At 37.1% G+C, this 9,891-nt stretch carries 13 protein-coding genes; 4 read left to right on the top strand and 9 right to left on the bottom strand.

The genetic code is table 11. The annotated features are described in order from the left end of the window. Nucleotides 1–167: 167 nt before the first annotated feature. The 6 genes from prxU to ciss_RS04685 all read right to left on the bottom strand — a co-directional run bounded on the left by prxU (nt 168) and on the right by ciss_RS04685 (nt 5,133). On the bottom strand, nt 168–779 hold the full coding sequence (gene prxU / locus ciss_RS04715) for a thioredoxin-dependent peroxiredoxin (RefSeq protein WP_501161883.1): 612 nt from the start codon (nt 777–779) through the stop codon (nt 168–170). 737 nt (nt 780–1,516) lie between these two features. Next, a complete protein-coding gene (locus ciss_RS04705; protein ID WP_075865143.1) occupies nt 1,517–1,933 on the bottom strand; it encodes an Hsp20/alpha crystallin family protein in 417 nt (138 codons plus the stop codon). A gap of 288 nt (nt 1,934–2,221) precedes the next feature. Then, entirely contained in the window at nt 2,222–2,932 is a 711-nt protein-coding gene (locus tag ciss_RS04700; RefSeq protein WP_075865142.1) for a rhomboid family intramembrane serine protease, read from the bottom strand. A gap of 650 nt (nt 2,933–3,582) precedes the next feature. Further along, on the bottom strand, nt 3,583–3,972 hold the full coding sequence (locus ciss_RS04695; protein ID WP_075865141.1) for a DUF5320 domain-containing protein: 390 nt from the start codon (nt 3,970–3,972) through the stop codon (nt 3,583–3,585). Nucleotides 3,973–4,097: 125 nt separating this feature from the next. Continuing rightward, nucleotides 4,098–4,535, bottom strand: coding sequence for a Fur family transcriptional regulator (locus tag ciss_RS04690; protein ID WP_075865140.1), 438 nt, complete (start codon nt 4,533–4,535; stop codon nt 4,098–4,100). 394 nt (nt 4,536–4,929) lie between these two features. Then, entirely contained in the window at nt 4,930–5,133 is a 204-nt protein-coding gene (locus tag ciss_RS04685) for an aspartyl-phosphate phosphatase Spo0E family protein (protein ID WP_075865139.1), read from the bottom strand. Nucleotides 5,134–5,452: 319 nt separating this feature from the next. Between ciss_RS04685 and ciss_RS04680 the strand changes: the two genes are divergently transcribed. Further along, the gene (locus ciss_RS04680; protein WP_075865138.1) at nt 5,453–6,277 is read left to right on the top strand and encodes a prohibitin family protein; all 825 of its coding nucleotides are present in this window, start codon (nt 5,453–5,455) and stop codon (nt 6,275–6,277) included. A 204-nt stretch (nt 6,278–6,481) separates the two neighbouring features. Here ciss_RS04680 and ciss_RS04675 read toward each other — a convergent pair whose 3' ends face one another. Continuing rightward, nucleotides 6,482–6,982, bottom strand: coding sequence for an MFS transporter (locus ciss_RS04675; RefSeq protein WP_268874200.1), 501 nt, complete (start codon nt 6,980–6,982; stop codon nt 6,482–6,484). 1 nt (nt 6,983) lies between these two features. Further along, nucleotides 6,984–7,397, bottom strand: a complete 414-nt coding sequence (locus ciss_RS04670; RefSeq protein ID WP_235837242.1) for a MarR family winged helix-turn-helix transcriptional regulator — start codon at nt 7,395–7,397, stop codon at nt 6,984–6,986. 170 nt (nt 7,398–7,567) lie between these two features. Here ciss_RS04670 and ciss_RS04665 point away from each other — a divergent pair, with 170 nt between their 5' ends. Then, nucleotides 7,568–8,446, top strand: coding sequence for a HEAT repeat domain-containing protein (locus tag ciss_RS04665; protein ID WP_075865136.1), 879 nt, complete (start codon nt 7,568–7,570; stop codon nt 8,444–8,446). Here the strand turns inward: ciss_RS04665 and ciss_RS04660 are convergent. After that, nucleotides 8,438–8,848, bottom strand: a complete 411-nt coding sequence (locus ciss_RS04660; protein ID WP_075865135.1) for a (2Fe-2S)-binding protein — start codon at nt 8,846–8,848, stop codon at nt 8,438–8,440. The genes ciss_RS04665 and ciss_RS04660 overlap by 9 nt on opposite strands. A 194-nt stretch (nt 8,849–9,042) precedes the next feature. Between ciss_RS04660 and ciss_RS04655 the strand changes: the two genes are divergently transcribed. Continuing rightward, a complete protein-coding gene (locus ciss_RS04655) occupies nt 9,043–9,408 on the top strand; it encodes a hypothetical protein (RefSeq protein ID WP_075865134.1) in 366 nt (121 codons plus the stop codon). Between the two features lie 11 nt (nt 9,409–9,419). Then, nucleotides 9,420–9,791: a hypothetical protein gene (locus ciss_RS04650; RefSeq protein ID WP_075865133.1), complete on the top strand. Its 372-nt coding sequence runs from the start codon at nt 9,420–9,422 to the stop codon at nt 9,789–9,791. Nucleotides 9,792–9,891 lie beyond the last annotated feature (100 nt).

The raw sequence follows: 9,891 nt of genomic DNA, 5'->3' as shown, positions 1-9,891 counted from the left end.
AAAAACGCCCTCTCAAACTGTTAAATTTTAACTCTTATGTATCTTTTTGTGCTGGCAATGGCCAATATTTTTTCTGCATTTTTCTTTGCCGTTTTATGCATTTTTATATTGCCAAACACAGCTAATGGTATTAAGCAATAATTTTCTGTACTACATCGTTAATTTTTTTATTCCTCAAAAGCTTCTTTAACGCTCCATACTTTCCATACATTGCCGACAAGTTCTGGAGAGGGTTTTAAAGTTTTCTTTCCAGGTTGCCAGCCCGATGGTGTAGCTTCAGTGCCTTGAGAATTTCTCACATACTGAAAAGCTTTAATCTGCCGAAGGGCCTCTTTTACGTTTCTGCCAACTGGTGGGGTTAAAACTTCAAAAGCCTGGATAATTCCATCCGGGTCAATAATAAATCTACCCCGGGTTTCCACTCCACTATCTTCATCATATATTCCGTACATTTTTCCAATACTACCGTCCTGATCGGATAGCATTGGAAAAGGTATATCTCGATTGATCATCTTTGAAAGTTCATAATCGTTCCACATCTTGTGAACAAACACGCTATCCACACTTACCGAAAGTACTTCTACCCCCAGCTTTTTAAATTCCTCGTACTTTTCAGCAACTGCTGAAATTTCTGTGGCTCAAACAAAAGTAAAATCACCGGGATAGAAACACAATAAAACCCATTTTCCCCTAAACTCGGACAACTTGAAATTCATAAATTTTCCCTGATAGAAACCTGGCGCTGTAAAATCAGGAGCCGGTTTACCAACTTTAACCATACTTTTTTCACCCTCCTTTTTTAAAGTAACTTCACTTGTTAATTCAACAACAGGAACACTTGGCTTTTCGGGCATAGGCCTAATACAGCCTGGTTTAAATTCCTCTGGCATGTATTCACCTCCTCGTAAAAAAATAAAAAACAAAATGGGTAAAAACGATAAATGCTGTAATTATTGGCATCAGTAGTTTTTAGCGTAGCAAACGTTTGAGGCTAAAACTTGTGGAATATATTTTTTTAGGTATTCTATATATTGTGGCTTTTCCCCTGCTTTGTACCAAATGCTATAAAAAAAAATTTAGGGCCTTACCGTACCTTAACCGACCCATTAACTTGAAAATCCTTGGTCTTTAATGTCAATAGCGGATTTAAATTAACCCACCCTGGCTTACTGCCACACTTGTTTCAAAGCTCCCGGGCTGTCTATAACGTATTGACAGGGTTTTTACCGTTATCGGTTTTATTATCACCCTGAATGGCGAATACCAGAATTTTGCTATATAATCCCTTCCATCATTATCTTCCTCAGCGTATTTAGCGTGCCACGACATTATCCGGAAAGCATAGGGGATATTACTTTGAACTTGCTTCAAAAAATCGGTCTGGAAGATTTCGTATGGTCTTGGTCTGCCCGGTTGTATTTTACCGCAAGTAAAGTAATGCTTATTCTCCTAATTTTTAAACTACAAAATACTCAGTAAAAAACCCCGAAGCCTTAAAACTTCGGGGAGAGAAGGATTATTGGATATCCACTTTAAATCCTCGCAGATTATCCTGCGCCTTCTTGAGCCTGATGTTTAGAATGCCGTTTTTATATTCAGCGGTAGCTTTGGCAGGTTCTACTTCTACCGGCAAGTACACTACTCTTTCAAAGCTGCCTGCAAAGATTTCCTTGCGGTAGATTTTATCGTTCCTCGCTTCCATTTCATCTTTAACCTGTCCTTTAATAATTAGATGATCTTTTTGGACATACAGCTCAATCTGGTTCTTATCTTCTATGCCAGGGAGTTCTGCCTTAACTAATATTTCATCGCCTTCATCAAGAATATCTACCCTTGGGATTGATACACCTCTACCAATCGGTGCAAAAGCTTCAGCAAACAGACGATTTAAATCTAACACTTCTCTGAACGGATCAAATCTTCTCATGAGCATGGCTACCACCCCCTGTCATAGATTTCTATGTTTTATTTTTATTTTAACTTTCCTTGACCTTTCACTTATAATTATTGACCTTTCCTGACTTTTTAGGCAAGAGCAGTTATTTTTAAAAAACAAACGTTATTGCTGTTTATTGCTAATTAAAATGAAATATCAATAGTTTGCTAAATATCTCTTGGTATTTTATTTCCTTCCTCTTTATGGCATACTTCCGCAAAATACTTTATAAGCACTTCCCCAAATTTTACTGCTGTTCCACAGCAAAAATCAAAGAATAACTTCCTAAACAATAAAATAGTTGTCGAAGTAAATAGTTCTTTTTCGCAGTTTATACCTCGGACCCACTAACATCCCAAATAAAAAACCTCCGATATGAGCCCACCACGCTATCCCAAACCCAAAAACTGGACCAAATAAAGTTAAGATGCCATTGGAAAGCTGCGAGATAAACCACAAGCTAATATAAATGAAAGCCGGAACGTCAATAAAAATTGGGATAAAAATTAAAAAAAATAAAGTCACAATTTTAGCAAAAGGAAAAAGAACAAAGTAAGCTCCCATCACTCCGGCAATTGCTCCCGAAGCCCCAACTGCAACAATGTCCGAAGTAAAATTAAATACGTAATGCGCAGTCATTGCTACAATCCCGCTTAAAAAATAAAACAATAAAAATTTGAAGTGCCCCAGGCGGTCTTCCACATTATCCCCGAAAAGCCAGAGAGCCCACATATTGCTAATAAGATGCATAAAGCTTCCATGTAAAAACATACTGGTAAAGACGGTTACTCCACTCCAGACTATCTCTGATAACAGGCCGTGTCTTAATCCTTCGGTCAGACGCAGGGGAGTAAAACCAAAAGTATGCAAAAAAAGCTCGCTTGTCTCCCGGGGAAGTGAAATTTGAAAAATAAACACCAGCACATTGGCCAGAATTAATAAAATTGTCATCACCGGCACTTTGCGGCTCGGGTTTACATCTCTTAAAGGTATCATCTTTAGTCTCCTTTTCTCTTTACTGGGTTAATTTAGATTAGAGGCTTTAAACTCGAGGGGTATAGTTAAATATTTCGCCGTCTATGGGTTACTTACCTCCATTTTGACCCGAATATTTTAGTTTTTCAACTGGTTTTTAAGTATTAACGCAATTTTTGCTGACTATCTTGAACCAGAGGTTTGATGCTGGCCACCTTCAGATTCCACCTCATAGCGGACACCCTTTCCTTAAGTTGGTTACTACCAGAAAACCTGTTTCGAAACTTTCAACCTTTCGACGGCAAACATACCATATACACACAAAAGCCCCCAGGGCATTAACTGGAGGCTTTGCTTCTTTTTATTTTTTCTTTCCTAAAATACCGTGATATTTTGCAAAAATTTATATTAACCCTGTAATAATTTGCAATTTTTTGGGTTAAAGCTGCCTGTTACTAACTCACGATTTAGTAACTTTAGAGTTAGTAACATTATAACACCTTAGTATTTTCATATTTTTCATAGCTTCAACGGTTTATTAAATTATGTTAATATTTTTAGGAATGCTAAAATAGTTTTCGTAATGGGTAGGTCGTGAGTTCGAATAAAAATTGTCAGCATTGTTATGCAGGGACGGGGCAAGAACCGTCCCTGCTTTCCAACCTCTTTTCTTATTCTTGGTCTTTTTCTTCATTATTACCTTCTTTTTTTGCCTTTTTAAGCTCTTCCAGCCTTTCTTCTATCACTTTTAGCTGTTCTTTCAAATATTTGGCCTCCTGGGAAAGGATTTCTTCTTCATATTTAGGTTCATTTACTGGATTATGGTCAAAAGGATAAGATTTCCTTGCCCAGAAGGGCAAACCTGTGGCATAGTACCAGTGCCTCCAGCCCCTGCCAAATCCAAAACTACCATGCCTAAACCAAGAACCAATATCCTTGCGCCAGAACCTCTTTCCTACGGGGTTCATGAAGCCTGGCACGGAAAATCCTGCGCAAAAGCCTGCAGCTCTACCGCTCCTGGGACCGAACCCGTCGGGACCCAGTCTATTTCCTCTTGGCATTTTTTCACCTCCTTTCTCCGTGTTCTAAACACTTACTAATACCTTTTATTTCATCACTTTCAGCGGTTTGACTCAAAGGTTGAAATTGTTTCTTTCGTTATCCAAATCATTTTTCACCCTTTCTTTTACTTTTCGTTAACTTTATCCTTGCATTTTTTACAATAACCAAAATACCAGTATGAACTGTTAACGATTTTGAAATCTTTAAGATTTTCATTAGCAGGTAAAGTTAATTCTTGTTGAATAGGTACCTCATAAATCTTTCCGCATTCCAAACAAACGTAATGACAATGACTGTAACTATCATCTTTTAAAATCTCATATTTTATTGGTTGATTTGGCAAATTCAATTTCTGAAGTATCCCTTTCTCGCAAAAAAGCTCCAATGCTCGGTACACTGTTGCTAAGCCTATTTTAGGTAAAATTTTTTTTGTAATTAGATATATTTCTTCTGCTGAAAGATGCTTTTTTTTACTGTTTTTAATAGCTGTAATAATAGCCTTTCGCTGAGGAGTCCACTTAAAATCTTGATTTTCTTGATTCTTAACACTTGCCGACTTCATATTTACTCGCATTCCTCCTGTACCAACCACACTAAATTTTTTAATCGAAGGGTTTTCAATTCTTTTTATGGTATGTTTTATTTTGTCAACCTACTTTAAAAAGGAACTCCTGTCGGTTTAAAATACGTTATTTTCTGCATAAACAGCTTTCATCGCCATTTAGATGTTCTTGGTAACTCTTATCTTACCCTTGTTATTTTTGACATATGTTCATAATTATCATCTTTTATTATAATCTTATAATGAACATATGTCAATAATATTAATGCTTTTTTCCGTCCTCAAGCAGCACCAATACCAGGTATACAAAAAAGGCTTCCGGGATTTTACCCGGAGGCCTTTTTTGCATAAACGATGTGTTATCCAGAAAAGAATAAAGCTTAAAAAGCCCGGTTTAACCGGGCTTATCTTTTAAAGTATTTTCTTTATTCACACTTTTTAGAAATTGATAATATTCTATTAAAACCCTGTCTAACTCCTGACTTTTCTTTACCACTTCCGGATCGGTAAATTCCGCTGCCTCATCTACTAATTGAGCCAGCTCTGCTTTTAATAACTCAATAGTTTTTAGTAAAATTTCAATTTTTTTATTTTGCAAAGCTACCACCTCCGGGCTTATCCTGCCCAAAAGGAGGTGGTTTTAAACCACAAAATTGTTTTTCCGCTTTTTCTTGGTAAAAAAACCCGGCACAAAGAACAATTAAAACGCATAATAAAAGCATTGCCAGCCCTTTTGTTGCACCAAAATTGGAGCCAATTAACACCTCGCTTTAATGCCCCATGAAATTTATTTTCTATCCCTAAGTTTTTTATTTTAAAATTTTTTACTTATTTAATTACTTAATAAAGCAGGATTTAACTGATAGTTGTAAAAATAATTTTTAGATAATACTTTAAAACTGGGGGGTAATTTTTTGATGGAAACCAACATAACCCGACAACCGGAATTAAAACCGTATATAAAAGCTTTTAAAATTTTAAGCATAGGTATATTAGTTTTAGTACTGTTTTTTAATTCTTTTGTTATAATTCCTGCAGGTCACGTGGGGGTACTTTTGCAGTTTGGTGCGGTTAAAGGAAAGTTTGGTGAAGGTTTACATTTTAAAATTCCCTTTATACAATCTGTGGTACTTTTAGATTGTAGAATTAGAAAATACGAAACAGCCGCAAACGCCGCTTCAAAAGATTTACAAGTTGTTCAATCGGAAATTGCTGTAAACTATCATATCCGTAAAGAGATTGCTGATAATTTATATGAAAAAGTTGGTAAAAATTACGATGAAACTATTATCATGCCTGCGGTTCAAGAATCGGTTAAAGCAGTAACAGCAAGATACACCGCTGAAGAATTAATAACTAAAAGAAGAGAGGTAAGTTCAACTATATCTCAAGTTTTAGAAGAAAAACTAATTACTTATGGAATCATTGTAGATGCTTTTAACGTTGTTAATTTTAAGTTCAGCGAGAAATTTAATGAAGCCGTAGAAGAAAAGTTGGCAGCAGAACAACGGGCTCTTAAGGCAAAGCGGGATTTAGAAAGGGTCAAAATCGAAGCGGAACAAAAAATAACCCAAGCAAAAGCCGAGGCTGAAGCATTAAAAATCCAGAGGGAACAGGTAACCCCGCAGCTTTTAGAATTAAGAAAAATTGAGGCTCAGTTAAAAGCCATTGAAAAATGGGACGGACACTTGCCCAATGTCACTGGCGATAATGTACCGTTTATAAATATTCCTATTAAATAAGACATTTTAATAATATAAAATAGTTCAGCCATAAAAGCTAAACCAAAGTAAAAACCCGCTTTCTTATTAAAGAAAGCGGGTTTAATACTAACCACCGGGCTGGACGCTTATCTGCAATATAGCCAAAAAAGGTTGAATAGCAGAAGATGCTAAATTTGTAACACTAAAAAACTGGTTTTAGCATAGTTTAAAGCCATATCGGTATTATTTTGCTCCACTTTCCACCGGTTTTTCTTTAGAGATAATTCCTCCTGGTTGCTTTTCTACCTTAATATTTTCCATGAAAAAGCTGATAAAAATGCCAAAAAGAATGATAAACATTGCCACCCAAAAAACGTCGCCTACAATCGTCATAGCCATGGGCATCAAGATTCCTCCACCAATGCCCTGAAGACCGCGGTAAATAATAAGCTGGGTCATATTTTCACTGGTTCCACACAGCGCGGAGCCCAGCATAAAAAGACCAAGGCCAGAGACATACATTATCCGCCGGCCGTAAATATCGGCAAGCTTTCCGGCAATGGGAACAAAAGTGGTAGAAGTTAACATATAGGCAGTAGTAACCCACGACAAAATATCAAGTCCACCTAATTCTCCGATAATCCGCGGCATTGCAGTACCGACAACTGTTTGGTCCAGTGCTGAAAAAAACATCCCGAGAATTAGACCAACAAGTAAAATGTTTCTTCTGGAATTCTGGTCCATATTATTTTGCCACCTCTTTAAAGTAAAAACTTGCTTTATTTAAAAGTCTGATTAACTCGCTGGTGTCCTTCTCCCCTAAATATTCAACCAAGCCAGAAAATCTTTTCATAAACTCTTTTTTCCCTTGTTCTAAAATCTCTTGCCCTTTTGCAGAAGGCCTTACCATAACAACTCGTCGGTCTTTTGAGTCGCGAAGACGTTCAATATATCCCTCTTCTTCCAACGAGTTTAGCATATGGGTTACTGCTGCAGGGGTAATACCAAGTCTCTGACTTAAATCAGATACCTTAACTCCTTCTTCCCCATCAGCAATCATCTCCCGCATCGTGTCAAGTAAGATTAATTCACTTTTTTTAATCCCAAAACGTTGCCCGTGAAAGCCGTCACCTTTTTTAAACTTAATCACCGTACGCACAAGTTCTTCAGCAAGCTTAATTTTAAATTCATTATTAATCTTTGCTCACACTCCTTATCAAATAAATTATTATTTTACCTTATAAATTATTTACTAATTCAACAAAAATGTCAAGCTAACACCGAAATCCTTTTGTAAACATACATTAAAAAAAGAAAGGAGGTTTTCTTATGCTGTATCAGGTAAAAACCGGAGATAGTTTATATTCAATAGCAAAGCGTTTTAGCACAACCGTAGACGCTATTTTAAAAGCCAATGTTATCTGTAATCCCAATCTTATCTTTAAAGACCAGCTTCTAATTATCCCTGAACCAGATATAGAGCTTCCAAAAGCCGGAGGATTTCCTTATTATGTCGTAAGGTCAGGTGACACTTTAACCTGCCTTGCCCGGCAGTTTAATACAAGTGTGGCAGTATTAGCAGCTATTAATAAAATCCCAAATCCCAATATTATTTATGCCAATACCGAGCTATTAATCGGCCCAGAAATACCCGATGCCCAAAAATTATTCTTGGCCTGGCAAGAAGCAGAAAAAAATTGCGATAATTTAAATTCCCTGCAGGTTCACGGAACTTATTACATTGGAAGTTTCCAGTGGGAAGCATTAGGAAACAAAGCTATTCCCTATTTATTATCCTTTTTAAATAGTTCATGTATTTTGACCCGGGCCTATGCTATATTAAGTTTAGGTAGAGTCGGCTTAAATGGAAAAGTAACTAAAGCTTTAAAACCTCTTTTAAATGATCCGGAAATATCTTCTCTAGTTAAAATTGTCCTTAGACGAATAGCTCTCAATTCCATGGGGCAAAAACGTACCCGTATTTTATTAGGAGATAATGAATTATATACTGCCCCTTACCTGAATTCCCCGCATACTATTCTTCCTAATGGCACAGAAGTAGTAGTGCTCCAGTGGTATATTCCAAGTCCAACGGGCGAAGAAATGCCTCCTGGCGGGCTTGCCCTTTGGGATTATGTGATGGTTCTAAGAACCAACCTTAGAGGCTTTTTGCTCCGCAAAGGCTACCAGGAAATAAGTTTAATCTAAGCTTTGATTAAGCTCATATATATATTGTTCTATTACGGTATGACAACAACGCCCCAAAGGATTTTCAATGCGGCATTTTCCTCCACCGCAAGCTCCGGTCATGGCAAATATGGCCTTTAGGTCAGGACCTACCTGCATAAAGGCCTTTTTTATTTCTCCCCGGGTTACCTTATTGCAGTAGCATAAATAAACGTCATCGCTCTTATCTTTATACCAGAGGGCAGTGTTTATGGTATCTACATCATAAATATTTTCCCCAAAGTAAGCTACCGAACAAGCAGGATTGGTGCAAGCAAAGTATAAGCCATCCTGAAACCGTTCTCTTTCTTCATCTTTTAAAAGATTAAACACTGTTTCGGGAAAAACTTTGACTCCTTCCGCTCCACACTCGGGACATTTCATTAACTATTTCACCCCTAATGGCAAACAATTTTTATTTCTAAAGCCGCTGGACGACTTTCTCCATTAAAATAACAAAAATCCTTTTTCCCTTTGTCAAAATTTCTTTAATCTATACAAGATGTTTTTATTTTATCACAAGGTAAAACCCTTTTTTTGTCGAATATTTAAAAAAAAGAGCCAAAGGAGGCAAAAAAATGGCTAACTCCGGCTGGGATATCAGGAGAGTTTATTTTTATTTGGTTTCCTTTACCACATTAATCATGATTATCGTGGGAACAAGTATGTTTATTAGAAGTTTGGTAGATGTTGTACTGCCACCTCCCATTTATAAACCAACAGTTGTGGATATAAAAATGCGCATAGCTGATCTGCAGAAAGGAAATGGCCTTACTGCTGCAGAAGCAGAAAAAATTGTCCGGGAAGAAAATAACCGCATGGAAATTGAGCAGAAACGTTCCCGGGTGAGAAACTTACTAAACAGCATTTCCCTTCTGGTAGTCGCTACCCCCATTTATTTATACCACTGGCGCTGGGTCGTAAAGACCGAAACCGGGCATTAGGGGGTGGTAAAGTGGGTCGCTGGGATATTAGAAGAGTTTATTTTTATTTAGTTGCTTTTGCTACTTTGATTATGATAATTATTTCCGGTACCAAGTTGGTAAACAGCATATTGGATATTATTTACCCTGTAAATTACAGCTACAACACTCCACTAATAAAAGATAGGTATCCACCGGATATGCTTAAAAATTATCCTAATATAACCCAGGAAGATTTAGCTAAAGCCCTGGAGCAAGAAAAAGCTTTTAACCAGAACAATACCAGATATCATCGCTACCGTGGTTTTTTTGATGCTTTGTCTCTTTTGGTTATTGCCGCTCCAGTTTATCTTTACCACTGGCGGTGGATAAAAAAATTAGAAGAATCGAGTAGGAGGGGGTAATTAACCCCCGTCCTCTCACACCACCGTACGTACCGTTCGGTATACGGCGGTTCATGAGTTTACCCGAAGTTGTTGATACCTCTCAACTAAACTTATTAGC

Origin of the sequence: Carboxydothermus islandicus, assembly GCF_001950325.1 — a bacterium.
Taxonomy (GTDB): domain Bacteria; phylum Bacillota; class Z-2901; order Carboxydothermales; family Carboxydothermaceae; genus Carboxydothermus; species Carboxydothermus islandicus.
The sequence above is the reverse complement of the archived record's forward strand: the minus strand, read 5'-3'. Positions and strand labels throughout refer to the sequence as shown.

What these genes read in the sequence shown, in the direction of transcription:
- ciss_RS04705 (WP_075865143.1), bottom strand. Translation starts at nt 1,933, where the DNA reads ATGCTCATGAGAAGATTTGATCCGTTCAGAGAAGTGTTAGATTTAAAT.
- ciss_RS04700 (WP_075865142.1), bottom strand. Translation starts at nt 2,932, where the DNA reads ATGATACCTTTAAGAGATGTAAACCCGAGCCGCAAAGTGCCGGTGATG.
- ciss_RS04695 (WP_075865141.1), bottom strand. Translation starts at nt 3,972, where the DNA reads ATGCCAAGAGGAAATAGACTGGGTCCCGACGGGTTCGGTCCCAGGAGC.
- ciss_RS04690 (WP_075865140.1), bottom strand. Translation starts at nt 4,535, where the DNA reads ATGAAGTCGGCAAGTGTTAAGAATCAAGAAAATCAAGATTTTAAGTGG.
- ciss_RS04680 (WP_075865138.1), top strand. Translation starts at nt 5,453, where the DNA reads ATGGAAACCAACATAACCCGACAACCGGAATTAAAACCGTATATAAAA.
- ciss_RS04675 (WP_268874200.1), bottom strand. Translation starts at nt 6,982, where the DNA reads ATGGACCAGAATTCCAGAAGAAACATTTTACTTGTTGGTCTAATTCTC.
- ciss_RS04665 (WP_075865136.1), top strand. Translation starts at nt 7,568, where the DNA reads ATGCTGTATCAGGTAAAAACCGGAGATAGTTTATATTCAATAGCAAAG.
- ciss_RS04660 (WP_075865135.1), bottom strand. Translation starts at nt 8,848, where the DNA reads ATGAAATGTCCCGAGTGTGGAGCGGAAGGAGTCAAAGTTTTTCCCGAA.
- ciss_RS04655 (WP_075865134.1), top strand. Translation starts at nt 9,043, where the DNA reads ATGGCTAACTCCGGCTGGGATATCAGGAGAGTTTATTTTTATTTGGTT.